Origin of the sequence: Saccharococcus thermophilus (assembly GCF_011761475.1) — a bacterium.
Taxonomy (GTDB): domain Bacteria; phylum Bacillota; class Bacilli; order Bacillales; family Anoxybacillaceae; genus Saccharococcus; species Saccharococcus thermophilus.
Genome location: NZ_JAASRS010000001.1, coordinates 196481 through 221918 on the forward strand (window position 1 = coordinate 196481; position 25438 = coordinate 221918).

At 46.4% G+C, this 25438-nt stretch carries 21 protein-coding genes, 3 tRNA genes, 3 rRNA genes, 1 other RNA gene and 1 other annotated feature; of the genes, 3 read left to right on the forward strand and 25 right to left on the reverse strand.

From position 1 onward, the window contains the following. Nucleotides 1-7: 7 nt before the first annotated feature. The 19 genes from BDD39_RS01170 to tadA form a co-directional block, all read right to left on the reverse strand. Nucleotides 8-757 (reverse strand): tRNA1(Val) (adenine(37)-N6)-methyltransferase, encoded by a 750-nt coding sequence (locus BDD39_RS01170; protein WP_166912196.1) that lies wholly within the window; start codon nt 755-757, stop codon nt 8-10. Between the two features lie 62 nt (nt 758-819). Then, complete coding sequence (gene yabA / locus BDD39_RS01175) at nt 820-1182, reverse strand: DNA replication initiation control protein YabA (protein WP_166907414.1); 363 nt, start codon at nt 1180-1182, stop codon at nt 820-822. A gap of 15 nt (nt 1183-1197) precedes the next feature. Further along, nucleotides 1198-2025, reverse strand: coding sequence for a PSP1 domain-containing protein (locus BDD39_RS01180; protein ID WP_166907416.1), 828 nt, complete (start codon nt 2023-2025; stop codon nt 1198-1200). After that, nucleotides 2018-3025, reverse strand: coding sequence for a DNA polymerase III subunit delta' (gene holB, locus BDD39_RS01185; RefSeq protein WP_166912198.1), 1008 nt, complete (start codon nt 3023-3025; stop codon nt 2018-2020). Before holB ends, BDD39_RS01180 begins: the two co-directional genes overlap by 8 nt. A gap of 83 nt (nt 3026-3108) precedes the next feature. After that, nucleotides 3109-3741: a dTMP kinase gene (tmk, locus tag BDD39_RS01190; protein WP_166907418.1), complete on the reverse strand. Its 633-nt coding sequence runs from the start codon at nt 3739-3741 to the stop codon at nt 3109-3111. 4 nt (nt 3742-3745) lie between these two features. After that, entirely contained in the window at nt 3746-5197 is a 1452-nt protein-coding gene (locus BDD39_RS01195; protein ID WP_166907420.1) for an aminotransferase class I/II-fold pyridoxal phosphate-dependent enzyme, read from the reverse strand. 179 nt (nt 5198-5376) lie between these two features. Next, nucleotides 5377-5571, reverse strand: a complete 195-nt coding sequence (locus BDD39_RS01200; protein ID WP_208404311.1) for a sigma factor G inhibitor Gin — start codon at nt 5569-5571, stop codon at nt 5377-5379. A gap of 204 nt (nt 5572-5775) precedes the next feature. Further along, nucleotides 5776-5892, reverse strand: a 5S ribosomal RNA gene (gene rrf, locus BDD39_RS01205). 357 nt (nt 5893-6249) lie between these two features. Beyond that, nucleotides 6250-9180 (reverse strand): 23S ribosomal RNA (locus BDD39_RS01210). A 186-nt stretch (nt 9181-9366) separates the two neighbouring features. Then, nucleotides 9367-9442: transfer RNA gene (locus BDD39_RS01215), tRNA-Ala, on the reverse strand. Between the two features lie 9 nt (nt 9443-9451). Continuing rightward, nucleotides 9452-9525: transfer RNA gene (locus BDD39_RS01220), tRNA-Ile, on the reverse strand. Nucleotides 9526-9883: 358 nt separating this feature from the next. Continuing rightward, nucleotides 9884-11440: ribosomal RNA gene (locus BDD39_RS01225) — 16S ribosomal RNA — on the reverse strand. Together the 16S, 23S and 5S rRNA genes with 2 tRNA genes alongside form the textbook arrangement of a ribosomal RNA operon. Before the next feature lie 305 nt (nt 11441-11745). Then, nucleotides 11746-12012 (reverse strand): pro-sigmaK processing inhibitor BofA family protein, encoded by a 267-nt coding sequence (locus BDD39_RS01230; RefSeq protein ID WP_166907424.1) that lies wholly within the window; start codon nt 12010-12012, stop codon nt 11746-11748. Between the two features lie 79 nt (nt 12013-12091). Next, the gene (locus tag BDD39_RS01235) at nt 12092-12316 is read right to left on the reverse strand and encodes a YaaL family protein (RefSeq protein ID WP_166907425.1); all 225 of its coding nucleotides are present in this window, start codon (nt 12314-12316) and stop codon (nt 12092-12094) included. 23 nt (nt 12317-12339) lie between these two features. Next, a complete protein-coding gene (gene recR, locus BDD39_RS01240) occupies nt 12340-12936 on the reverse strand; it encodes a recombination mediator RecR (RefSeq protein WP_042411988.1) in 597 nt (198 codons plus the stop codon). 10 nt (nt 12937-12946) lie between these two features. Then, the gene (locus tag BDD39_RS01245; protein WP_043906403.1) at nt 12947-13273 is read right to left on the reverse strand and encodes a YbaB/EbfC family nucleoid-associated protein; all 327 of its coding nucleotides are present in this window, start codon (nt 13271-13273) and stop codon (nt 12947-12949) included. A gap of 29 nt (nt 13274-13302) precedes the next feature. Beyond that, on the reverse strand, nt 13303-14985 hold the full coding sequence (dnaX, locus tag BDD39_RS01250) for a DNA polymerase III subunit gamma/tau (RefSeq protein ID WP_166907427.1): 1683 nt from the start codon (nt 14983-14985) through the stop codon (nt 13303-13305). A 116-nt stretch (nt 14986-15101) separates the two neighbouring features. Next, nucleotides 15102-15366: signal recognition particle sRNA large type (gene ffs / locus BDD39_RS01255), an RNA gene on the reverse strand. Nucleotides 15367-15419: 53 nt separating this feature from the next. Then, nucleotides 15420-15902, reverse strand: a complete 483-nt coding sequence (gene tadA, locus BDD39_RS01260; RefSeq protein WP_166907429.1) for a tRNA adenosine(34) deaminase TadA — start codon at nt 15900-15902, stop codon at nt 15420-15422. 83 nt (nt 15903-15985) lie between these two features. Here tadA and BDD39_RS01265 point away from each other — a divergent pair, with 83 nt between their 5' ends. From BDD39_RS01265 to BDD39_RS01275, 3 genes are all read left to right on the forward strand, one after another. After that, complete coding sequence (locus BDD39_RS01265; protein ID WP_166907431.1) at nt 15986-17272, forward strand: glycoside hydrolase family 18 protein; 1287 nt, start codon at nt 15986-15988, stop codon at nt 17270-17272. Between the two features lie 90 nt (nt 17273-17362). Next, entirely contained in the window at nt 17363-17998 is a 636-nt protein-coding gene (locus BDD39_RS01270; protein WP_166907433.1) for a deoxynucleoside kinase, read from the forward strand. Beyond that, on the forward strand, nt 17998-18678 hold the full coding sequence (locus BDD39_RS01275) for a deoxynucleoside kinase (RefSeq protein WP_166907435.1): 681 nt from the start codon (nt 17998-18000) through the stop codon (nt 18676-18678). The genes BDD39_RS01270 and BDD39_RS01275 overlap by 1 nt, the downstream gene beginning before the upstream one ends. A gap of 103 nt (nt 18679-18781) precedes the next feature. On the opposite strand, the gene BDD39_RS01280 is transcribed toward BDD39_RS01275, so the two are convergent. The 6 genes from BDD39_RS01280 to guaB all read right to left on the reverse strand — a co-directional run bounded on the left by BDD39_RS01280 (nt 18782) and on the right by guaB (nt 25333). After that, nucleotides 18782-18874 (reverse strand) — tRNA-Ser (locus BDD39_RS01280). Between the two features lie 91 nt (nt 18875-18965). Then, a complete protein-coding gene (gene serS, locus BDD39_RS01285) occupies nt 18966-20240 on the reverse strand; it encodes a serine--tRNA ligase (RefSeq protein ID WP_166907437.1) in 1275 nt (424 codons plus the stop codon). Nucleotides 20241-20291: 51 nt separating this feature from the next. Further along, nucleotides 20292-20508, reverse strand: a binding site (T-box leader). 66 nt (nt 20509-20574) lie between these two features. Next, on the reverse strand, nt 20575-21150 hold the full coding sequence (gene pdxT / locus BDD39_RS01290) for a pyridoxal 5'-phosphate synthase glutaminase subunit PdxT (protein WP_166907438.1): 576 nt from the start codon (nt 21148-21150) through the stop codon (nt 20575-20577). Nucleotides 21151-21170: 20 nt separating this feature from the next. Continuing rightward, nucleotides 21171-22055, reverse strand: coding sequence for a pyridoxal 5'-phosphate synthase lyase subunit PdxS (gene pdxS, locus BDD39_RS01295; protein ID WP_166907440.1), 885 nt, complete (start codon nt 22053-22055; stop codon nt 21171-21173). 141 nt (nt 22056-22196) lie between these two features. Beyond that, nucleotides 22197-23543: a serine hydrolase gene (locus tag BDD39_RS01300; protein WP_208404433.1), complete on the reverse strand. Its 1347-nt coding sequence runs from the start codon at nt 23541-23543 to the stop codon at nt 22197-22199. A gap of 323 nt (nt 23544-23866) precedes the next feature. Then, the gene (guaB, locus tag BDD39_RS01305) at nt 23867-25333 is read right to left on the reverse strand and encodes an IMP dehydrogenase (RefSeq protein ID WP_166907444.1); all 1467 of its coding nucleotides are present in this window, start codon (nt 25331-25333) and stop codon (nt 23867-23869) included. Nucleotides 25334-25438: the final 105 nt, after the last annotated feature.

The window sequence follows — 25438 nt, forward strand, 5'->3', positions numbered from 1 at the left end:
TGCTCCTTTACGATGGGATAATGCCATATAATAGCTGCTTCACTTCATCGGTATATTCATTATTATCATTATATACCACAAGCGGCGGCAACACTTTCAAATCCGGGCTGCCGTCTTTGATTCCTTCCACCAAAATCGTATTGGCCTCTTTTCCGCTTTTCGGATAGACAAAGCGCAGTCGTTTCGGCTCTAACCGGTGCTCACGCATCAAGGTAATTAAATCAAGCAGTCGCCCTGGGCGGTGCACAAACGCCGCTTTCCCGCCTTGCTTTAACAGCTGGCTGCTCACCCGAACAACGTCTTCGAGCGTACAATAAATTTCGTGACGGGCGATCGCCAAATGAATATTTTTGTTCATTTCCTCCTTGCTGACTGTCGGAAAGTAAGGAGGATTGCACGTCACCACGTCATATTTGCTATATCCTAACCTTTTAGGCGCTTCTTTAATATCACCGTGAATAATTTCTATCTGTTTTTCCAAACCATTATATTGCACGCTCCTCTTTGCCATATCGCAAAGCCGTTCCTGAATCTCAATGCCGATAATTTTTCCTTTCGTTCTCATGCTTAATAATAGCGGAATAACACCGTTTCCCGTACATAAATCGACAATGTGCCCCTTTTGAATCGGCATATAGGCGAATTTAGCCAACAGCACTGCATCGAGTGAAAAGGAAAACACCGACGGGCTTTGAATAATGCGGATCTCTTCGTTTAAAAGATAATCAAGCCTCTCATCGTCGTATAATTCCACCATCATGCATCCATCCTCCGTTCAAAAAAATAACCTCTCCGGAATGGAAAGGCTACAACTTATGCTTACTTTTTGTTTAAAAAGGACAAACAAAACAGACAGTCACCTTCTTCTCGAACGCTTCCATAATGAACATGACAAATATGAAACCCTTCCTGATAAAGTCGCGCTAAATTATCATATCCTTCACCGATATCAATCAGTTTGCGTCCATGACCATGCTTATGATCTTTACGTTTTTCCTCCATCATCCATTCATTAGCCATTTGCTCAAGCCGCCGGCGCAAATGCGCATTTTCAATTTGTAAATGGTGATTTTCCTCAAGTAGTTGCGATACATATTCTTTTAATTGTACAAGCTGGCGGTATAAATGGCTAAGCTGCTCTTCCATGCTTGTTACCGATTGAAAAATCTCTTTTTTATCCACATTGCCCCACCCCAATTAATCTGCGGCTCGAATTGGCAGAGTTCCGTCTTTCATCAATTCATCGAGCGTATATTCCACGACTCGTCCATGTTCGGACAGCTCTACTTGTAACATCCGTTCCAAAATATTTAATCCAATCACTTTGCCAAGACCATGCGGAGTTTCGACATATTCGCCTAAATCAGGGAGCTGTTCTTTTGCTGTTTCATACTCCTCGTTTTCGTATTTCAAACAGCACATCAAGCGACCGCAGAGGCCGGAAATTTTTGTCGGATTCAGCGATAAATTTTGATCTTTGGCCATTTTTATGGATACAGGATCGAAATCGCCTAAAAACGTGGAACAACACAGCATTCTTCCGCATGGGCCGATTCCGCCTAGCATTTTTGCTTCATCGCGCACGCCAATTTGTCTTAACTCGATGCGTGTACGGAAAATGGCTGCTAAGTCTTTCACCAGCTCACGGAAATCCACACGCCCGTCTGCCGTAAAATAGAAAATCACTTTGTTGCGGTCAAATGTATATTCCACATCGACTAGCTTCATTTCCAATCCGTGCTCTTCCACTTTCTTTAAACAAATATCATAGGCTTCGCGCGCTGCTTTTTTATTTTCCTCAACAATCAGTTTGTCTTTGGCATCAGCGATGCGAATTACTTTTTTCAGCGGCAGCACGATGTCGTTTTCATCTACTTGTTTATTGCTGATTACAACTTTCCCGTATTCAATTCCGCGCACCGTTTCTACAATAACAAACTCTCCAGCAGGAATAGTCCATTCGCCAGGATCAAAATAATAAATCTTTCCTGCTTTTTTAAAACGAACACCTACGACATTATACAAACGCTTTTCCCTCCTTTAAATCAAGAATGAGTTGTTCCATTAACAACGGTACGCTCATATTCGTTGTATTTAAACGCGCCTTTGCCTGTAAAATGATTTCCATGCCTTGGACGATTTGCCGCTGGGAACAAGAAAGCGCCCATTGCTGCAAATCGTCAATCTTATCCCGATACACAACATAATCCGGTTGCCCTAATTGTATATGCAACATATCTTTATATATATATAAAAGCAAATCGAGCCCTAAATCGATTTGTTGCTTTTCCTGAAAGTGCGGAACCCACTGATCATGAAGGAAAAAAAGAGCCTGCAAATCGTTTTTCTTTAACATTTCATATAATTGTAACACTATTTTTCGCGCTTGCGCAAACCAACTATCTTGGCTTAATTTAAGCGCTTCTTCATAATTATTTGTCACATGGGCAGCAAGGAAAGCCATATGAGACGGAATTTGTTGCTCTATTAAATCATTGGCAAGCAAAGCAGGCGGCAGTGGTTGAAAGGAAAATACTTGACAGCGGGAAACGATCGTCTCTAATATGCGATGGTATTGCTCTGTTAGCAATATCGCCACCGTTCCAGGGCGAGGCTCTTCTAAAAATTTTAGCAAACTGTTCGCCGCACTCGTGGTCATTTGATCAGCGTGTTCGATAATATATAGTTTTTTATCGGCTTCCATTGCTGTTTTTGTAAATTCTTGTTGTAACATTTCAATTTGTTCTTTTTTAATCGATTGCCCATCCGGCCCGATGACATGGACATCCGGATGGTTTCCTGAATCGATGCGGCGACAGTTTCGGCATTCGCCACAAGGTTTTATTCCCGACGGATGCAAACAAAACAAGCTCTTTGCCAGCAAAAGGCTTACCGCTTTTTTCCCGGTCCCACGCTGTCCTTCAAATAAGTAAGCATGGGAAACTCTTCCTTTTTCAAGACTTTTGGTGAGCATCCTTACTACGATAGGCTGGTATTGTTCAAGCTGTTCCCACTGCATCATCATCGTCATCACTCGCTTATTCCTTTATTATTATTCTATCATGTCCTGCTCTTCCTATCATGTTTTGTTTCATGGAAATGCCGTTGTTATCTTCCTTCTATTCGCTTCATCACCACGGCGGCGGTCATGGCAAATACTTCATCAGGCGATTTGGAAGCATCAATAGTAACAATCCGTTCAGCAAACCGCTTCGCTAACTTTAAATATCCTTCCCGTACCTTATAATGAAAGGACAAGCTTTCCATATCGAGCCGGTTTATTTCTCGCTGTTTATTTTTTTGAATTCTCTCCAGCCCCATTTTCGGATCAATATCAAAATAAATGGTCAGCGATGGAAAATATCCGTCAATCGCGAATTGATTGATTTGCAATATTTCGTCCACACCCAATCCTCTGGCAAATCCTTGATACACTAAAGAACTATCGACAAACCGGTCGCATAACACAATGTTGCCGGCTTCGACGGCTGGAATAATTTTTTCTAAAAGATGCTGCCTCCTCGCCGCAGCATAAAGCAACGCCTCGGTGCGACCATCCATTTCCGTATGGTCTGGATTTAAAATAATCGAGCGGATGGCCTCCGCAATGCGCACGCCCCCCGGTTCTCTCGTCGACACAACAGCAAATCCTTTTTCCCGTAAAAATGTTTCTAGTTTCGCAATCATCGTCGTTTTTCCTGCGCCATCAGGTCCTTCGAACGAAAAAAAGTATCCTTTCATATTGCTACATCTCCTTTATTTTTACAGTTTCATACACTTCTATTTGCTGAGTGGATAAATATTTTCCGCCTTGAAAGCGCGCATGGCAACGTTTTAGCTGTTCGATTTGTTCGATATGTTCCTTGCAAATCCGCTCCCCTATCCATAACAAAGGCACCCCGGGTGGATAAGGTATAATCGTTTCCGCGGCAATATATCCTTCCGCATTCTTTAAATCTACTACTTTTTTCGGTAACGCTTGCAGTTCTCGATATGAAATGGAATTAGCAGACGGCAAAAACGAGAAAGAATGAAACGATTGCAGCAGCCGCTCACTGTAACGCAAGCCACGGAACGCCCGTTGTATTTTTTCTACGACTTGCTCCATCTGTTCGATCACGGCAAGCGGATAGACAAGCAAAACGTTAAACGGATCGGCGAGCTCGGTAAAAATTCCTTCTCGCTCTAATCGTTGCTGCAGTTCATAGCCTGACAGCTCGCTCCGCGTTTGCAGCGTAATTTTCAGCAAATCAATCTGTACAAGCGGCTGGCGTGAATGCACGATTGCAATCCCTTCAATCGCAGCTAAAGCATCTTTAAACTGTCTAATTTGTTCAGCCACCTTTTTTACATCGTCTTTTGTCAAACAAGCCAAATAGCTTCTTGCTAAATCCAACGATGCCATAATCGGATAAGATGGGCTGCTCGATTGAAATGCTTGCAAAAAATATTTCAGTTTTTCTTTATCGACCAATGAACTATTGAAATGTAAATACGAACCCATTGTCATAGCCGGTAGCGTTTTATGAGCTGACTGAACAACTACATCCGCTCCGCACGCGACCGCTGTTTTCGGAAAAGGATGACCGAGAATAAAATGGGCTCCGTGCGCTTCATCAACAAGCACGGGAATGCGGTAGCGATGCGCGAGATTGACGACTTCTGTAAGATCAACGGCCATGCCATAATAATTGGGGTTGGTTAATACTAGCGCCGCGGCATCTGGATGAAGCTCGAGCGCCCTTTTTATCGTGTCATAGGCCACATAAGAAGCAACACGAACGTCTTCATCAAATTCGGGGGAAAGAAAAACAGGAGTGGCCCCTGCTAACTGAATCGCATGCATCACCGACTTATGGCAATTGCGCTGTACAATGACTTTCTTTTTTTCCCCGCAAGCAGCGAAAATCATCGCCAAATTTCCAGCTGTAGAACCGTTCACAAGAAAAAACGTCTCTTCTACATTATACAGTTTTGCCGCTAGCGACTGTGCCTCGGCAATAACCGATTCCGGATGGTGCAAATCATCTAATCCGGTTAATTCCGTAGCATCCAGTTTTAATAATGGTTCATAATCATTTCTTGCGTTTGCCGGAAATACAAAACCGTATTTATGGCCTGGCACATGAAAGGAAAACGGATGGATGGCATCATGGCGTTTTAGCGCAGTATATAAAGGGGTTTTCCCTTGATCCATAAACAACCCTCTTTTCTTTCCAAGATCATTTTTTGAGCGCTTTGCAGCAACAACAAAATATATATTAACACTAACGAACCACCTTGGATAGAAGTAGACACAAAGAGATGACTTTCTGATTGATTTATAGCAAGCGGACATGGCGGAATAATAAAAACAGGCCCCACATCAATAGGACCTTATGAATATATTTCAGAAGATATGATTTTCTTTAACTGTTTTACGTAAAACCTATATTCCGGATCGGCTGTATCAGTCTGAACGATTGCTTTTTCACAGTCTAGGCAAAGAAATCGTCCAAAAATGTGAATGCCTTCTTGTTTTGGCTGCTCACAAACGATACATACTTTTTCCATGTCATCCTTACTGGTCATTGACGTCCCCACCTTCTCCACCTCCCACCCATTATTCTCCCCACATTGATAAGTTTCTATACTAATAGACCATTATATGCATTTGAAAAGTTATAACATGATGGGAAACACTATCTGTCTTTCCGACAGTTTAAGTTTAATAGGGGAGAAAAATAAAAACAGCCGATTAAGCGTTACGCCTAATCGGCTGTCTCGGCAACAATTGCCTAGCGACGACCTACTCTTGCAGGGGCGCTGGCCCCAACTACCATCGGCGCTGGAGAGCTTAACTTCCGTGTTCGGGATGGGAACGGGTGTTTCCTCTCCGCTATAGTCACTAGGCAAGTATTTCAATTGGACATGTATTATTATATCCATCTAATCGATGTTGTCAAGAAGGAGTTCATTCCTTCAAAACTAGATAACCGTCTGTTTGGAAGAAGCCGGGCGCCTTTGCTGTCTAGCTCCGGACGCCATCGGCTCGCGACGCTTCGGTCCCGTTGCGGCGGCAACAGCCTCCTCACGGGCCCTCCAGCGCGTGTCGCCGATAGGCGGGCGTCCTCCGCTTTTCGTGGTGTCTAGCTCCGGCTCCTAGCCCCTTGGGTCGCTTCAGACCTGCTGTGGCGGCGACAGCCTCCTCGCAGGTCTTCCAGCGCCCATCGGGGCTAAGCAGTCGCCTCCGCTTTTCGTGCGCTTTTCTTGGTTAAGTCCTCGATCGATTAGTATCCGTCAGCTGCACGTGTCGCCACGCTTCCACCTCGGACCTATCGACCTCGTCATCTTCGAGGGATCTTACTCGCTTGACGCGATGGGAAATCTCATCTTGAGGGGGGCTTCACGCTTAGATGCTTTCAGCGCTTATCCCTTCCGCACATAGCTACCCAGCGGTGCCCCTGGCGGGACAACTGGTACACCAGCGGTGCGTCCATCCCGGTCCTCTCGTACTAAGGACAGCTCCTCTCAAATTTCCTGCGCCCGCGACGGATAGGGACCGAACTGTCTCACGACGTTCTGAACCCAGCTCGCGTACCGCTTTAATGGGCGAACAGCCCAACCCTTGGGACCGACTACAGCCCCAGGATGCGATGAGCCGACATCGAGGTGCCAAACCTCCCCGTCGATGTGGACTCTTGGGGGAGATCAGCCTGTTATCCCCGGGGTAGCTTTTATCCGTTGAGCGATGGCCCTTCCATACGGAACCACCGGATCACTAAGCCCGACTTTCGTCCCTGCTCGACCTGTCCGTCTCGCAGTCAAGCTCCCTTGTGCCTTTGCACTCTACGAATGATTTCCAACCATTCTGAGGGAACCTTTGGGCGCCTCCGTTACCTTTTGGGAGGCGACCGCCCCAGTCAAACTGCCCACCTGACACTGTCTCCCACCCCGATCAGGGGTGCGGGTTAGAATTTCAATACCGCCAGGGTGGTATCCCACCGGCGCCTCCACCGAAGCTGGCGCTCCGGCTTCCCAGGCTCCCACCTATCCTGTACAAGCGATACCAAAATTCCATATCAGGCTGCAGTAAAGCTCCACGGGGTCTTTCCGTCCTGTCGCGGGTAACCTGCATCTTCACAGGTAGTATAATTTCACCGGGTCTCTCGTTGAGACAGTGCCCAAGTCGTTACACCTTTCGTGCGGGTCGGAACTTACCCGACAAGGAATTTCGCTACCTTAGGACCGTTATAGTTACGGCCGCCGTTTACTGGGGCTTCGGTTCGCACCTTCGCTTGCGCTAAGCGCTCCCCTTAACCTTCCAGCACCGGGCAGGTGTCAGCCCCTATACTTCGCCTTTCGGCTTCGCAGAGACCTGTGTTTTTGATAAACAGTCGCTTGGGCCTTTTCACTGCGGCTCCCTCGGGCTATTCACCCAAGAGAGCACCCCTTCTCCCGAAGTTACGGGGTCATTTTGCCGAGTTCCTTAACGAGAGTTCTCCCGCGCACCTTAGGATTCTCTCCTCGCCTACCTGTGTCGGTTTGCGGTACGGGCACCTCTCACCTCGCTAGAGGCTTTTCTTGGCAGTGTAGGATCGGGGACTTCGGGACCGATGGTCCCTTCGCCATCACGGCTCCGCCTTTGCGCCAGACGGATTTGCCTATCTGGCAGCCTAACCGCTTGGACAGGCTATTCCAGCAGCCTGCTCGCCCTACCTTCCTGCGTCCCCCCATCGCTCAAACGGTGAGGAGGTGGTACAGGAATCTCTACCTGTTGCCCATCACCTACGCCTTTCGGCCTCGGCTTAGGTCCCGACTAACCCTGAGCGGACGAACCTTCCTCAGGAACCCTTAGGCTTTCGGTGCAGAGGATTCTCACCTCTGTTTTCGCTACTCATACCGGCATTCTCACTTCTAAGCGCTCCACGAGTCCTTCCGGTCTCGCTTCGACGCCCTTAGAACGCTCCCCTACCGATGACCGAAGGTCATCCCACAGCTTCGGTGGCACGTTTAGCCCCGGTACATTTTCGGCGCAGAGTCACTCGACCAGTGAGCTATTACGCACTCTTTAAATGATGGCTGCTTCTAAGCCAACATCCTGGTTGTCTAGGCAACTCCACATCCTTTTCCACTTAACGTGCACTTAGGGACCTTAGCTGGTGATCTGGGCTGTTTCCCTCTCGACCACGGATCTTATCACTCGTAGTCTGACTCCCAAGGATAAGTCATTGGCATTCGGAGTTTGACTGAGTTCGGTAACCCGATGAGGGCCCCTAGCTCAATCAGTGCTCTACCTCCAAGACTCTTCCCTTGAGGCTAGCCCTAAAGCTATTTCGGGGAGAACCAGCTATCTCCAAGTTCGATTGGCATTTCACCCCTACCCACACCTCATCCCCGCACTTTTCAACGTGCGTGGGTTCGGGCCTCCAGTAGGTGTTACCCTACCTTCACCCTGGACATGGGTAGATCACCTGGTTTCGGGTCTACGACGACGTACTGAACGCCCTATTCAGACTCGCTTTCGCTGCGGCTCCGTCTCTTCGACTTAACCTCGCACGTCATCGTAACTCGCCGGTTCATTCTACAAAAGGCACGCCATCACCCATCAACGGGCTCTGACTACTTGTAAGCACACGGTTTCAGGTTCTCTTTCACTCCCCTTCCGGGGTGCTTTTCACCTTTCCCTCACGGTACTGGTTCACTATCGGTCACTAGGGAGTATTTAGCCTTGGGAGATGGTCCTCCCTGCTTCCGACGGGATTCCCCGTGTCCCGCCGTACTCAGGAGCCACTCGGGAGGGAACGAAGTTTCGACTACAGGGCTGTCACCTTCTCTGGCGGGCCTTTCCAGACCGCTTCGTCTACCCCGTTCCTTTGTCACTCCCATGTGAGTGGTCCTACAACCCCAAGAGGCAAGCCTCTTGGTTTGGGCTGTTCCCGTTTCGCTCGCCGCTACTCAGGGAATCGCTATTGCTTTCTTCTCCTCCGGGTACTAAGATGTTTCAGTTCCCCGGGTGTGCCCTCCATACCCTATGGATTCAGGTATGGATACTGTCCCATTACGGACAGTGGGTTCCCCCATTCGGACATCTCCGGATCAACGCTTGCTTACAGCTCCCCGAAGCGTTTCGGCGTTTGCCCCGTCCTTCATCGGCTCCTAGTGCCAAGGCATCCACCGTGCGCCCTTTCTAACTTAACCAATAGCGCTTCTCGGCTTCTTCCTTTTGGTTATCTAGTTTTCAAAGAACGAACTTATTCTGCATCTGCTTGTAGACGCAGACGCAAGGCGACTACTTGAGTTTGCTTCCTTGCAGCCTTGTGTCGAGGAATCCCACTTCCTCGAACTAGCTAGCAGACGCAGACACAAAGTATTTTTTCGTTAAAATGGTGGAGCCTATCGGGATCGAACCGATGACCTCCTGCGTGCAAAGCAGGCGCTCTCCCAGCTGAGCTAAGGCCCCACACATCAATGGGCCTAAGTGGACTTGAACCACCGACCTCACGCTTATCAGGCGTGCGCTCTAACCAGCTGAGCTATAGGCCCATTATTGAAATTGTTGAGGAGAAGTTCCCTCAAAACTAAACAAGGCTACTACCTTGCATTCACTTCTTTGCTGCCTTGCGCCGAGGAACCCAGCTTCTTTGAATTCACTAGAAGACGCAGGCGCAAAACGGAAGGAACATAAACTCCTTCAAAACTAAACAAAACGACAAGCGTCATTATAAACGATTTTTAACCTATTGTCAAGAAGTTATTACGCTTCTGCTTTTCGTATTGTCTAGCTTCGGCTCCTAGCCCCTCGGGCCGCTTCGGTCTCGCTGTGGCGGCAACAGCCTCCTCGCGAGCCCTCCAGCGCCTGCCGGGGCTAACCATTCGCCTTCGCTTTTCGTGTCATCCTTAGAAAGGAGGTGATCCAGCCGCACCTTCCGGTACGGCTACCTTGTTACGACTTCACCCCAATCACTTGCCCCACCTTCGGCGGCTGGCTCCCGAAAGGGTTACCTCACCGACTTCGGGTGTTGCAAGCTCTCGTGGTGTGACGGGCGGTGTGTACAAGGCCCGGGAACGTATTCACCGCGGCATGCTGATCCGCGATTACTAGCGATTCCGGCTTCATGCAGGCGAGTTGCAGCCTGCAATCCGAACTGAGAGCGGCTTTTTGGGATTGGCTCCCCCTCGCGGGTTCGCAGCCCTTTGTACCGCCCATTGTAGCACGTGTGTAGCCCAGGTCATAAGGGGCATGATGATTTGACGTCATCCCCACCTTCCTCCGGTTTGTCACCGGCAGTCACCTTAGAGTGCCCAACTGAATGCTGGCAACTAAGGTCGAGGGTTGCGCTCGTTGCGGGACTTAACCCAACATCTCACGACACGAGCTGACGACAACCATGCACCACCTGTCACCCTGTCCCCCCGAAGGGGGAACGCCCTATCTCTAGGGTTGTCAGGGGATGTCAAGACCTGGTAAGGTTCTTCGCGTTGCTTCGAATTAAACCACATGCTCCACCGCTTGTGCGGGCCCCCGTCAATTCCTTTGAGTTTCAGCCTTGCGGCCGTACTCCCCAGGCGGAGTGCTTAACGCGTTAGCTGCAGCACTAAAGGGTTTGACCCCTCTAACACTTAGCACTCATCGTTTACGGCGTGGACTACCAGGGTATCTAATCCTGTTTGCTCCCCACGCTTTCGCGCCTCAGCGTCAGTTACAGACCAGAGAGCCGCCTTCGCCACTGGTGTTCCTCCACATCTCTACGCATTTCACCGCTACACGTGGAATTCCGCTCTCCTCTTCTGCACTCAAGTCCCCCAGTTTCCAATGACCCTCCACGGTTGAGCCGTGGGCTTTCACATCAGACTTAAGGGACCGCCTGCGCGCGCTTTACGCCCAATAATTCCGGACAACGCTCGCCCCCTACGTATTACCGCGGCTGCTGGCACGTAGTTAGCCGGGGCTTTCTCGTTAGGTACCGTCACCGTACCGCCCTATTCGAACGGTACTTCTTCTTCCCTAACAACAGAGCTTTACGATCCGAAGACCTTCTTCGCTCACGCGGCGTCGCTCCGTCAGACTTTCGTCCATTGCGGAAGATTCCCTACTGCTGCCTCCCGTAGGAGTCTGGGCCGTGTCTCAGTCCCAGTGTGGCCGGTCACCCTCTCAGGCCGGCTACGCATCGTCGCCTTGGTGAGCCGTTACCTCACCAACTAGCTAATGCGCCGCGGGCCCATCCGTAAGTGACAGCCGAAGCCGCCTTTCAACCGAAGACCATGCGGTCTTCGGTGTTATCCGGTATTAGCTCCGGTTTCCCGGAGTTATCCCGGTCTTACGGGTAGGTTGCCCACGTGTTACTCACCCGTCCGCCGCTAACCGAACAAGAGCAAGCTCCTACTCGGTCCGCTCGACTTGCATGTATTAGGCACGCCGCCAGCGTTCGTCCTGAGCCAGGATCAAACTCTCCATAGAAAGTTGATTGGCTTATTTCCAAGCTTCAGCACCGACACCGCAAGGTGTCGTGGCGCTTCAGCTTTTCTTTTGACGCTTGCGTTTTGTTTAGTTTTCAAGGAACTTTAACACACTTTATACATTATACATATGAATTTATGCACTGTCAATATAATTTTTTATATTTAACAGCGACGTTTATTAATATAATACATATACAAATAAAAGTCAATAATTATTTCTAAAAAATTTAAAAAGGCGTTTCTAAAATATAACGCCTTTCCATCGTCAAAAAATTCTGCTGCTAGCATTAATTCTTTATCTTCCTACATTACAATATACTTATCGATAATGATTAATGCCGCGGCTCCCGGCACTCCTAGAAAACCGCATATGAACGACGTTACGAAATTGATCGGTATATGAATATGAAAGTTCCCCCCGATTACATTAATCACAAATAACGCCAACGCGCCAATGATCAGTCTGATCGCTCCATATCCTATAAACCGAACCGCTTTTAATCGTGCGCCTACTAATAACAAAACCGCAATCATCGATAATAATAGAAGAACGACTACTTTTGGTTCCATTTTCAATGCCCCCCTTTTATTGCTTGTACTACAAAGGTATGATAAACGGGGGAAAAAAGAACAAAAAAATAAAGGAAGTTTAATTCACTCCCTTTAGTGATATACGTCGATGTTTTGCTTCTCGGATGAGAAAAAAGTATTTCGCTTCCGCAATGTGAAGCGCTACTAATACGTCCTCCGATGGATCTACGCTTTTTTCAATGAGCCGTTTCTGCTCATACCACTCGTCTCTCATCGCCTGTAATTCGTTTACTAACTTTTCATCGAATTGCTTTTTTAACCAACCTTTCCGTCGCCATAACAAGTGACCCCCACCTCTTTCTCTTTCTATAACTCGCGGCGTCCTTCTAAGGCTTTTGAAAGCGTTACTTCATCGGCATATTCCAAATCGCCGCCCACTGGGAGACCGTGGGCAATTCTTGTCACCTTAATTCCCGTTGGCTTTAACAACCGCGATATATACATCGCCGTCGCTTCCCCTTCGATGTTCGGGTTTGTCGCTAAAATCACCTCTTGTACCGTTTCGTCTTGCAATCTTTTTAGCAACTCGGCAATTTTTATATCTTCCGGACCGATCCCTTCCATTGGCGAAATAGCGCCGTGCAATACATGGTAAAGACCGTTATATTCTTTCATCTTTTCCATGGCGATGACGTCTTTTGGGTCTTGTACCACGCATATCGTCGTTTTGTCTCGTCTTTCATCTTTGCAAATATAACAAGGATCTGTATCCGTAATATGGCCGCAAATCGTACAATATTTAATATTGCGTTTGACGTCCACAAGCGCTTTAGCAAATTCCAACACCGTATCTTCTTTCATCGTTAAAACAAAAAAGGCAAGACGAACGGCCGTTTTGGGCCCGATTCCGGGAAGCTTCATAAAACTATCAATCAGCTTAGATATCGGTTCAGGATAATGCATAAAAGACCTCCTAGAATAATCCCGGAATATTCAATCCTTTTGTAAATTGTCCCATCATTTCGTTTGCAAGCTCATCCGCTTTTTTCAACGCATCATTGGTTGCTGCTAACACTAAATCTTGAAGCATTTCAATATCTTCCGGATCCACTACTTCTTCTTTAATTTTTACTTCCAAAATTTGTTTGTGGCCATTCGCGATCACTGTCACCATACCGCCTCCTGCGGTGCCCTCTACTGTTTTTTCACCTAGTTGCTCTTGTGCTTTCTGCATCTCCTTTTGCATTTTTTGCATTTGCTTTAACATTTTTTGCATATTTCCCATTCCGCCACGCATCATCGTTTTTTTCCTCCTTCATATCCAGTTCTTTATTCTTTAATTTCAATTAATTCCTCGCCAAACAGCCGTTTTGCTTCCGCTATTAAAGGATCTTCTTCCTCCTGTTCCTGTTTGGCTTCTTTTCCACGAATAAATTCTTCCCTTATCTTTCCCCATTCTTCTTCAGGAACAGCTACCATTTCAAAGCGTTTTTTCGTCAGTTCAAATAGAATGGCCTCTAAATTATCTTTCACATAATTCGTATTATCAGCAGCCATTTTGCAGTGAATCTCATACTTAAACTTTAACACAAACGCGTTTGGACTCGCGGCAACTGGCTCGCTTTCTTGCAGTAAGGCCGCATGAGATACTTTATGTTGCTTTTTCAGCGTATCCAGCATCTCGGCCCAATGGCTTTTAATCAACGCCAAATCTTGATGAGTCGCTTGCTTTAATATTTCGTAAATCCGGCCAATTGGTGTTTTATATCCTCCTGTTTTTAGCCCTTTTGTTTGTTTTTTCGCTGGCGCGGAAGTTGCTGCTGCGGCAGATACATTTTGCTCTTTAAGACGGCGCAGTTCCGCTTCCAAATATTCTACCCTTTGGATCAACGATTGAAGTTCTTCGGAAGGCGGCAATGCTTGTGAAACTTGCTGATGGCACAGCTTTATTAGCGCAACTTCTAAAAAAATGCGCGGATGATTCGTCCATTTCATCTCCTGCTGGCTTTTATTTAACACTTCAATCGTTTCATATAGGTTAGAGACCGGCACAGCCTCCGCCAGATGTTTAAACGCGTCGTCCACTATCGCGCCTTTGATTGCCCCTTCTACATGGGGAGCCGTTTTGTATAGCAAAAGATCGCGATAATAAAAAATTAAATCTTCGATCAGACGATTAGGGTCTTTCCCTTGATCCATCATTTTTTCAAGCAGTTGCAATACCGTTGCCGCATCTTTCTCATATATCGCCTTCACTAGCGAAGCTAATGTCGCCGAAGATACAGCTCCGGTCATAGCAAGGACGTCTTCAAGCAGCAACTGTCCGTTACTAAAAGAAATTGCTTGGTCCAGCAAACTTAACGCGTCGCGCATCCCGCCATCGGCCGCGCGCGCGATTGCTGACAACGCCTCATCCGCAGCTTCGATGCCTTGCTGACTGACGACATGTCTTAACCTTGCAACAATCGAAGGCAACGGAATTCTCCGAAAATCAAAGCGCTGACAACGAGAAATAATCGTAAGCGGAATTTTATGAGGTTCTGTTGTTGCCAATATAAAAATAACATGCTTTGGCGGCTCCTCTAGCGTTTTTAACAACGCGTTGAAAGCACCGATCGAAAGCATATGCACCTCATCGATAATATATACTTTGTAACGAACCGATGTCGGTGCAAATTTCACTTTATCGCGAATATCGCGGATTTCATCCACACGGTTATTTGAAGCCGCGTCGATTTCCAGCACATCTGGAATGGTACCGTTTGTAATTCCAACGCACGCCGGACATTCGTTGCACGGTTCCGCCGTCGGAGCATGCTCACAATTTACCGCTTTGGCAAAAATTTTGGCAGCGCTTGTTTTTCCTGTACCGCGCGGACCGGAAAACAAATAGGCATGAGATATTTTATTTTGAAGCAGGGCACTTTGCAATGTTTTCGTTACGTGTTCTTGACCGACTACATCAGCAAACCGCTGCGGCCGAAAAACACGATATAAAGCTTGATATGTCACGAAATGGCCCTCCTCTTTTTCTCGTCTCATCTATTATATAATGTCTTCTCCTTTTTTTAAAATAAGAAATAAAAAAACTCACTCGCAAGGAGTGAGTTTGCTTTCCATATGTAAGGCCGTGCACCTTCTGTCGATTAGCTGCCCCAAGCGTTGCTCAAGCAGTTAGCTCAGTCCAGGCACCCCCGCGGCACATGGGAGCATCCGCTTACTGCTGCTTCCTTCCGGACCTGACAGGGTTCACGGAATCCCATTGCGCGGGACCCAGACGTCAACACCACTTACTTGAGACAGACCTCACAGCAGACTAACCTCGAGAAGGAATTCAGCCTCGCTAGAGCGGATTGCGAGTACAGGGCACCGCTACCTCCCCGCTTAGCACGGCAATATAAGTATAGCGGTTTTGCAAAAAAAATGCAATGACTGCGCGTTGTAATTTAATTGGAACTTTGCCCAACATTTTTCTTTTTCTCGCGAAGCTTGCGAAAAAAATTGCTTAACATTTGCCCACATTCGTCGCCTAATACCCCGCTTGTCACTTCAACCTGATGATTAAACCGCTCTTCTTGAAGCAAATTCATCAACGTCCCGGCACAGCCTCCCTTTGGGTCGCTGGCGCCGAACACGACGCGCTTGACGCGGGCAAGGACAATAGCGCCGGCACACATCGCGCACGGCTCTAGTGTGACATATAATGTCGCATCTTCTAGGCGCCATGAACGTGTTGCCTTGCACGCTTCATCAATCGCTAAAATTTCTGCATGGGCAATCGCGCGCTGCTCTGTTTCCCTTAAATTATGAGAACGGGCAATAACGCGGCCATCTTGGACAATCACCGCTCCAATTGGGACTTCTCCCATCTGTTCCGCCTTTTTTGCTTCTTCTATGGCCAAACGCATATAGTATTCGTCGCTGATCATGCTCCACTCCTCGCAAAACGGTCATTTCTGCTCTTTTTCCATCATAAAATAAGAAGAACGAAGACGCAACTAGGGGGTATAATATGCAAATCCATGTTGTACAAAGCGGGCAAACGTTAAGTGGAATCGCGCAAGCGTATGATACGACTCCGGAAGACATCATTCGAGCAAACCAATTGCCAAATCCTAACGATCTTGTCGTCGGCCAAGCAATGGTGATTCCAATCGTCGGACGTTTTTACTGGGTACAGCGCGGCGATAGTTTATGGTCAATTTCCCAAAAATTTTCCATTCCCATGCAGCGGCTTGCTGAAGTAAACCATATTTCTCTTAACAGTCCGTTACAAGTTGGACAACGGTTATATATCCCCCCAGGAACCAAGCGCAGAGCTGAATTTAACGGATATATCGAACCTCGCGGAACGACTGTCAGCCCAGCTTTGGAGGAAAGCGCTCGCCAAGCTGCACCATATTTAACTTATTTGGCTCCATTTCGTTTTCAAATCCAGCGAAACGCTACGCTGAAAGAGCCTCCTTTGAATAATTTCCCATCTATCGCCCGCACCAATAATGTTACTTTAATCATGGTCATCACTAATATTGAAAATGATCAGTTTAGCGATGAACTGGGAGCGATTATTTTAAACAACGAATCACTACAAAACCAGTTTTTGGAAAATATCGTCACAACCGCCAAAAAATATGGATTTCGCGATATCCACTTTGATATGGAATACTTGCGCCCTCAAGACCGCGAGGCGTATAATTCGTTTTTACGAAAAGCAAAGCGGCGGTTCAAGCAAGAAGGATGGCTGATGTCTACGGCGTTGGCGCCGAAAACGAGCGCCACGCAAAGAGGCCGATGGTATGAAGCACACGACTACCGTGCCCACGGCCAAATCGCCGATTTTGTCGTCATTATGACGTACGAATGGGGATATAGCGGGGGCCCGCCGATGCCGGTTTCTCCAATCGGCCCCGTCCGCAGGGTGCTCGAATATGCAATTTCCGAAATGCCTGCAGGGAAAATTTTAATGGGACAAAACTTATATGGTTATGACTGGACTCTTCCGTATGTTCCAGGCGGGCCGTATGCGCGGGCGATCAGCCCGCAGCAGGCAATCCAGCTTGCCGCCCAACACAACGTTGCCATTCAATACGATACGAGAGCACAAGCTCCACATTTCCGCTATCGGGACGAAAGCGGAAAAGAACATGAAGTTTGGTTTGAAGACGCCCGCTCCATTCAAGCAAAATTTAATTTAGTTAAAGAGCTTGGCTTACGGGGAATGAGCTATTGGAAATTAGGATTAGATTTCCCGCAAAACTGGCTGCTTCTAACGGATAATTTTACTGTCGTTAAAAGATAAATCCTTTTCTTCGCACTTGGAAACATGCCCAAGTGCGTTTTTTATGTTAGAATAAATTTGTTTTGTTTACGAAGAAGGGAGAAATAGAACATGAGGAACGTTCCGTTTGTTGCGGTGGAAGGTCCGATTGGGGTAGGAAAAACCTCGTTAGCAGCGGCAATCGCCAAACAATTTCATTACCATTTAGTAAAAGAAATTGTCGAAGAAAATCCATTTCTCGGGAAATTTTATGAAAATATGGAGGAATGGAGCTTCCAAACGGAAATGTTTTTTCTTTGCCATCGCTACAAACAATTAGAGGAGATTCAGCACCGTTTTCTCCAACAAAAAGTCCCAGTTGTCGCGGATTATCATATGATGAAAAACTTAATTTTCGCCAAAAAAACGCTAAAAGATCACCATTATCAAAAATATGCAAAAATATACGATATTTTAATCGACGGCTTGCCGCAGCCAAATATCATTATTTACTTACATGCCAGCCTAGATACCTTGTTAGCACGTATCCAAAAACGCGGCCGTGATTTTGAAAAAAACATCGATCCGCTCTATTTACAGCAGCTTTGCACTGACTATGAAGAAATCTTTTCCTTATTTGAGCGGGAACATCCGCACATCCCTGTCCTCCGCTTTAATGGAGATCAGCTGGATTTCGTTCAACGAAAAGAAGATTTACATTACATATTGGAACGAATAAATCATGTCATAAAAGGAGCTTTATCATGATGAATTTACGTGAAAAATACCGTATCCCAGATCATGCAGTCATTACGATTGCCGGCACAGTCGGTGTTGGTAAATCGACCTTGACAAAAGCATTGGCAAAAGCATTAAACTTCCGCACTTCATTGGAAAAAGTAGATACGAATCCATACTTGGAGAAGTTTTACGACGATTTTGAACGCTGGAGTTTTCACTTGCAAATTTATTTCCTCGCCGAGCGGTTTAAAGAGCAAAAGCGGATGTTTGAATACGGCGGCGGGTTTGTCCAAGACCGCTCTATTTATGAAGACGCCCATATTTTTGCAAAAATGCACTTTGAAAACGGGACGATGACAGCTGTTGATTATGAAACATATACAAGCTTATTCCAGGCAATGGTGATGACACCGTATTTTCCTCATCCCGATTTGCTTATTTATTTGGAAGGAAGTTTTGACGAAGTGATGAAACGCATTCGTGAGCGCGGGCGTCCAATGGAGCAAAAAACACCTGTATCCTATTGGAAAGAGATGTACGAGCGCTACGAGACATGGATTAACGAATTTAACTTCTGCCCTGTTTTGCGTATAAATATTAACGAATATGACATTATCGGAGATGAGCAATCGATCGAACCGATTATTCAAAAAGCAGCAGCGATTATTCATGAATACGAACGCATAAAAAATAACCGCCGTCGTTAGGCGGTTATTTTTCTTGAAAATAAAAATTCGTTACGATAACGTAACGAATTGTTTCGGATAACAATCTCCACTTATGCGCGTTGGTACTCTTCATTTGCTTTCATGGCGGAGGAGGAGGGATTCGAACCCCCGCGCGCCTTACGGCGCCTCTCGGTTTTCAAGACCGACCCCTTCAGCCAGACTTGGGTACTCCTCCGTGCTGACGTCATTCAATATAACATTATCGCCGATAAAAGTCAATATCTTTGTATAGTGGAAGCGGGGCGCAACCCCCGCTTCTTTTTTGGCTAGCGAATAACGTCTCTATTTCCCATATATGGACGCAATACTTCCGGAATGACAACCGTTCCGTCTTCCTGTTGATAGTTCTCTAAAATAGCGGCAACCGTACGGCCGATAGCCAACCCTGAGCCATTGAGCGTATGCACGTATTCCGGTTTCGCTTTCGGGTCGCGACGGAAACGGATATTGGCGCGGCGCGCCTGAAACGCTTCAAAATTGCTGCAAGAAGAAATTTCCCGATACGTTCCGTAGCTTGGCAACCATACTTCAATATCGTATGTTTTCGCAGCCGAAAAGCCCAAATCTCCCGTGCATAAACATACCACGCGATAAGGCAGTCCAAGCCGCTGCAAAATTCTTTCCGCTTGATTCGTCAGCTTTTCTAATTCATCATACGAATCTTCCGGTTTGACAAACTTCACCAGCTCTACTTTGTTAAATTGATGCTGGCGAATCAGCCCTCTTGTGTCGCGTCCTGCAGAACCGGCCTCGGCGCGGAAACATGCGCTGTAAGCCGCATAATAAATCGGTAAATCTTCCGCAGATAAAATTTCATCGCGATGCAGATTCGTCACCGGCACTTCCGCCGTCGGAATGAGGAAGTAGTCTTCGTTTTCGACGCGAAATGCATCCTCTTCAAATTTTGGCAGTTGCCCTGTACCTGTCATGCTGGCCCGGTTGACCAAATACGGCGGCAGCACTTCCTGATAGCCAAACTCTTCGATATGCACATCAAGCATAAAGTTAATCAACGCACGCTCCAAACGGGCGCCCATCCCTTTATAAAACACGAAGCGGCTTCCTGTGACTTTCGCGGCCCGCTCAAAATCAAGAATGCCAAGTTGATCAGCAATTTCCCAATGCGGTTTCGGTTCAAACGAAAACGAACGTGGTTCCCCCCATTTACGGATTTCCACATTATCCTCTTCTGACTTGCCAACAGGTACCGATTCATGCGGAACGTTTGGAATGGATAACAACAGGGCATTTAATTCCTCTTCCACTTGGCGGATTTCTTCATCCATCGCTTTAATTTGCTCCCCGACTTCGCGCATTTGCGCAATCAGATGCTCCGCGTCTTTTTTTTCGCGTTTTAATACAGCTATTTGTTGCGATACTTCATTTCTTGAATTTTTTAGTTCTTCTGCTTTTGTAATCAGTTCGCGCCGCTTTTTGTCGAGTTCTTCAAAGCGATCCATATTCGCTAAGTCTCCGCCGCGCTGTTGTAGTTTTTCTTTTACTTCCTGAAAGTGGTTGCGTAAAAATTTGATATCGAGCATATGCGATACCTCCTTCGTTTATTATTATATAAAATAAAAACTCTCGTCCCAAAAAGGGACGAGAGTAATCCCGCGTTGCCACCCTTATTGAAGACAAGGTTGTCTTCCGCTTGCATCGATAACGGCGAAAAACCGAAAATGCTTACTAGCTTACGCATTCAGCATTTTACTCAAGGACGGATTCACAAGCGTTTCCCATCGGTTCGCACCACCCACCGACTCTCTGAAGAGAAACGGCCTTGCTACTAGTTCCTTTCATCGCTTTCCCGTTATACACTTTTGCCGATCACTTGTACCAATAATGTACTATAAGTTTTTGTCAAACGCAACTGTTTTATGCTTTTGCTTCTTTCACCATATTAAGAAAATAGTGCGTCATGCGGTGGTCATCCGTCAATTCAGGATGGAATGAACATCCGAGAAACTGTCCTTGTCTTGCGGCGACGATCCGTCCGTCGTATTTGGCCAAAATTTCGACGTCCTCTCCTACTTCCACAATATGTGGAGCGCGGATAAACACACCGATAAAATCATCGGCAACCCCGGCAATCGAAAGTTCCGCTTCAAAACTTTCGCGCTGGCGGCCGAAGGAATTTCGCTCAACGGTAATATCCATCAGTCCTAAATGCGGTTCATCGTAGCCAACGATTCGTTTCGCCAACAAAATGAGCCCCGCGCAAGTGCCAAACATCGGTTTTCCTGCCGCGGCAAACTGTTTTAACGGCTCCATAAATCCGTATTTATCCATAAGACGGCGCATCGTTGTGCTCTCGCCGCCAGGGAGAATTAGACCATCCAGATCTGCAAGCTGGTCTGTTTTTTTTACGACAACTGCTTCCGCCCCACATGCTTCAATGGAGCGAACATGTTCTTGTACAGCACCTTGTAAGCCAAGTACTCCAATTTTCATCGTCTCGTTTACTCCTTTACTTACCAACCACGTTCTTGCATCCGTTGCTCTGGCAGTAATGATGCGACATCAATGCCGCGCATTGCGCCGCCCAATCCTTTCGATAAATGAGCAATTAGCTCGTAATCTTCATAATGGGTGGTAGCTTCAACGATTGCCCGTGCGTATTTTTCTGGATTTTCCGATTTGAAAATACCAGAGCCGACAAATACGCCATCTGCCCCTAAGTGCATCATCAGCGCCGCGTCCGCCGGAGTCGCGACCCCGCCAGCGGCAAAGTTGACAACTGGAAGACGGCCTAACCGCTTAATCTCACGCAATACTTCGACTGGGGCGCCTAAATTTTTTGCCTCTGTCACTAATTCATCTTCGCTCATGCTGACCACTTTACGTATTTGCGCATTAACTTTGCGCATATGCCGAACTGCTTCGACAATGTTTCCGGTTCCTGGTTCTCCTTTTGTCCGCAGCATCGATGCACCTTCCGCAATGCGGCGTGCTGCCTCTCCTAAATCACGGCAGCCGCATACAAAAGGAACGGTAAATTGTCGTTTATCAATATGAAACTCTTCGTCAGCCGGTGTCAACACTTCGCTTTCATCGATATAATCTACACCCAGCGCTTCTAAAACGCGTGCTTCTACGTAATGACCGATTCGCACTTTTGCCATCACAGGAATCGATACAGCTTTCATCACTTCCTCAATGACCGTTGGATCTGCCATGCGTGCCACGCCACCAGCAGCGCGAATATCAGCAGGAACACGTTCCAGCGCCATTACCGCTACCGCGCCAGCGGCCTCGGCAATTTTCGCTTGTTCCGCATTTACTACGTCCATGATGACGCCACCTTTTTGCATTTCTGCCATTCCACGTTTAACACGGTCTGTACCTGTAATTGCCAACTTTCATTCCCCCTTATTTCTACCCTAATGCTGTGATAGCTGGCATCAAATATCACAGATTGGATGATTACATTTTCTTATTTTACCTCAATTTTTTTAAAAATCACAATAGAAAAAAGCTCCCTGAAAAGGAAGGAGCTCTTAAAACCAACCTTTGACTGTTTTTACTACGCTCGTCCATAAATCGCCAAACAATCCGCCAATTCCTCTCATGGTGAGCACAAACCAGTTCGCTTTTTCGACATTTTCCGTTGCCACAATATTGACGCTCACATTTTTCTTCATTTCCGGACTTAAGAAGCTATACGATTCTTCGCCTTTGTATTGTAATGTCATATACCCAACTTTTTCTCCTTTTTTTACTGGAGCCGTTAATTCACCTTTATCGGTCAATTTCTTTTTATCGAAAACGTAAACAGGACGATAATTTTTTTCTTCGCCGTTTTTCACTAATAAGGAAAACGGCTTGTCCGTTGCGATGGATACGGTCTTTTCTTTTCCCTTTACGACCGGAAGGGTTTTATGACCTTTCAGTTGATATCCTTTCGGGTATAGTTCTTTCATAGAGTAACTGTTAAATCCGTAGTCAAACAGTTTCCGAGTCTCTTCGAAGCGCGCCTCCTTCGTTGATTTCCCGCTTTTGTCTTTGGCGTTCATTACCACTGTGATTAGACGGATGCCGTCGCGCTTTGCCGTACCTGTAAAACAATTTCCTGCAAATTCCGTATATCCTGTTTTTAAACCATCGACTCCTGGATAGGCATAAACCAACCCCGGCAGCATCCAGTTCCAGTTATCCATTTTAATTTCATCATCTGTTCCTTCACGGAATGTTTTATGAGCGATACTTGTTGTTTTCAGCACTTCAGGATGGTCCTTTAGCAAACGATAAGCCAATGTTGCCATTGCTCGTGCCGACATCACGTTTTCCTCATTTGTATCGGTTCCTTCTGGATGAAACCCTTTTAAGTCTTGATTGCTCAATCCAGTTGCATTGACAAATTTATAGTCTTTTAAACCTAATTGTTTCGCTTTTTCATTCATCATTTTCACAAAATTTTTTTCAGAACCGCCGAGAATCTCAGCAATCGCTACTGTGGCCCCATTGGCGGAATAAATGGCCATCGCTTCATAAAGTTCGCGAACGGTATATTTTCCATCTTTCCGCAACGGAACGTTCGACAAAGCACGATCTTGCGAAAGACGGTAAACGTAATCACTTGGCGTATATTGTTGATCCCATTTTACCCGTTTTTCCTTAATGGCATCTAGCAGCAAGTATTCCACCATCATTTTTGTCATGCTGGCAATGCCAAGAGCAGTATCAATATTTTTTTGATACAAAATTCTCCCCGTATTGGCATCCACTAGAATTGCCGCATCGGCATTAATATCTAATGGATCGCTTTCTGCTTTTACTGCTTGAAACGGCAACAAACCTAGACATAAGCAAATAGCCATGAAAAAAATTATCGTTTTTTGTCTCATCTTCTTCACTTTCGAACCCTCCTCACACAAACGTTATTGTAACACACTCATCTACAAAAAAATAGACGGAGAAAATTTCTCCGCCTTAAGTTAGGTAAATAGACATAACTCATCTGTGAACTACTCACTACTTGCCTTTATTTCGAAGTAGGAACTTCCAAGTAACTTGTATGTTTTCGCTGAACAATAAGCAACATACAAGAAGCTCTTTTATGCTTACCCTCATTTCGAAGACGTTCGTTTTAATATCATTATCATCTCCCGCTTTCAATGATGCGACTGCACCTTCACATTAGAAGCGAGAGGCTTCTTTTCGGGAAATATTAAAAAATGGAATAGTTTGGCGCTTCTTTCGTAATTTGCACATCATGCGGATGGCTTTCACGCAATCCCGCATTCGTCATCCGGATAAATTGCGTTTTTTCCCGCAGTTCTTCTAAATTTCTTGTTCCACAATATCCCATTCCCGCGCGAAGACCGCCAACAAGTTGATAAATGGTGTCGGCTAAAGGTCCTTTGTACGGAACACGTCCTTCGATTCCTTCCGGGACAAATTTTTTGTTGTCCTCTTGGAAATAACGGTCTTTACTGCCTCGCTCCATGGCAGCTACCGAACCCATTCCACGGTACACTTTAAACCGTCTTCCTTGATAAATTTCCGTTTCTCCCGGGCTTTCCGATACGCCAGCCAAAAGGCTGCCCAACATCACGGCATGAGCTCCCGCCGCTATCGCCTTTACGATGTCGCCGGAATATTTAATTCCGCCATCAGCGATAATTGGAACTCCATATTTGCGAGCCTCTGTCGCACAGTCGTATATCGCCGTAATTTGCGGTACACCGACCCCGGCGACGACACGTGTCGTACAGATGGACCCAGGTCCGATTCCAACTTTGATGATGTTGGCGCCTGCCTCAATCAAGTCGCGCGTCGCCTCCGCTGTTGCGACATTTCCTGCGATAATATTTAAGTCAGGATATTGCTCACGAATTTTGCGGACAGTCTCCAGGACACCTTTCGAATGACCGTGCGCCGTGTCCACGACAATGACGTCCACGTTTGCTTCTACAAGCTTTTTCACTCGGATCATCGTATCAGCGGTCACACCGACAGCAGCCCCGACAATGAGACGTCCTTTGGAGTCCTTAGCGGAGTTTGGAAATTCAATAACTTTTTCAATATCTTTAATGGTAATGAGTCCCTTCAATACTCCATTTTCATCGACAAGCGGCAGTTTTTCCACTTTATACTTTTGCAAAATCTTTTCCGCTTCTTCCAGTGTCGTCCCGACAGGTGCGGTAATTAAATTTTCCTTTGTCATTACATCAGCGATTTTAATGGAATAATCTTGGATAAAGCGCAAATCACGGTTTGTAATGATGCCGACGAGCTTTTGTTCTTCCGCATTATTCACAATTGGTACGCCGGAAATTCGGTATTTGCTCATTAAATGCTCTGCGTCATACACTTGATGCTCAGGGGTCAAGAAAAATGGGTCGGTAATAACTCCCCGTTCCGAACGTTTTACTTTGTCGACTTGCTCGGCTTGCTGTTCAATGGACATGTTTTTATGAATAATGCCGAGCCCACCTTGCCTTGCCATGGCAATCGCCATTTCCGCTTCCGTTACCGTATCCATTCCCGCGCTAATGATCGGGATATTCAATTGCAACGTTTCGCTCAGCTTGGTCGTCACGTCGACATCACGAGGCAATACATCGGATTTGGCAGGAATAAGAAGCACATCATCAAATGTTAATCCTTCTTTTGCAAATTTCGATTCCCACATGTTTTCTCCCCCTTGTCCCGAAATTATTATTAGTAGCTTATCAACTGGTTAAACTACTGTCAAGGAATATAGAAAATGTTCAACTTTTCAGTTATTTAAAACCAA

Excerpts from the sequence above, each read along its gene's own strand:
- BDD39_RS01170 (WP_166912196.1), bottom strand. The coding sequence starts at position 757 with ATGGTGGAATTATACGACGATGAGAGGCTTGATTATCTTTTAAACGAA.
- holB (WP_166912198.1), bottom strand. The coding sequence starts at position 3,025 with ATGATGATGCAGTGGGAACAGCTTGAACAATACCAGCCTATCGTAGTA.
- tmk (WP_166907418.1), bottom strand. The coding sequence starts at position 3,741 with ATGAAAGGATACTTTTTTTCGTTCGAAGGACCTGATGGCGCAGGAAAA.
- BDD39_RS01195 (WP_166907420.1), bottom strand. The coding sequence starts at position 5,197 with ATGGATCAAGGGAAAACCCCTTTATATACTGCGCTAAAACGCCATGAT.
- BDD39_RS01200 (WP_208404311.1), bottom strand. The coding sequence starts at position 5,571 with ATGACCAGTAAGGATGACATGGAAAAAGTATGTATCGTTTGTGAGCAG.
- BDD39_RS01230 (WP_166907424.1), bottom strand. The coding sequence starts at position 12,012 with ATGGAACCAAAAGTAGTCGTTCTTCTATTATTATCGATGATTGCGGTT.
- recR (WP_042411988.1), bottom strand. The coding sequence starts at position 12,936 with ATGCATTATCCTGAACCGATATCTAAGCTGATTGATAGTTTTATGAAG.
- BDD39_RS01245 (WP_043906403.1), bottom strand. The coding sequence starts at position 13,273 with ATGATGCGTGGCGGAATGGGAAATATGCAAAAAATGTTAAAGCAAATG.
- tadA (WP_166907429.1), bottom strand. The coding sequence starts at position 15,902 with ATGATCAGCGACGAATACTATATGCGTTTGGCCATAGAAGAAGCAAAA.
- BDD39_RS01265 (WP_166907431.1), top strand. The coding sequence starts at position 15,986 with ATGCAAATCCATGTTGTACAAAGCGGGCAAACGTTAAGTGGAATCGCG.
- BDD39_RS01270 (WP_166907433.1), top strand. The coding sequence starts at position 17,363 with ATGAGGAACGTTCCGTTTGTTGCGGTGGAAGGTCCGATTGGGGTAGGA.
- BDD39_RS01275 (WP_166907435.1), top strand. The coding sequence starts at position 17,998 with ATGAATTTACGTGAAAAATACCGTATCCCAGATCATGCAGTCATTACG.
- serS (WP_166907437.1), bottom strand. The coding sequence starts at position 20,240 with ATGCTCGATATCAAATTTTTACGCAACCACTTTCAGGAAGTAAAAGAA.
- pdxT (WP_166907438.1), bottom strand. The coding sequence starts at position 21,150 with ATGAAAATTGGAGTACTTGGCTTACAAGGTGCTGTACAAGAACATGTT.
- BDD39_RS01300 (WP_208404433.1), bottom strand. The coding sequence starts at position 23,543 with ATGAGACAAAAAACGATAATTTTTTTCATGGCTATTTGCTTATGTCTA.
- guaB (WP_166907444.1), bottom strand. The coding sequence starts at position 25,333 with ATGTGGGAATCGAAATTTGCAAAAGAAGGATTAACATTTGATGATGTG.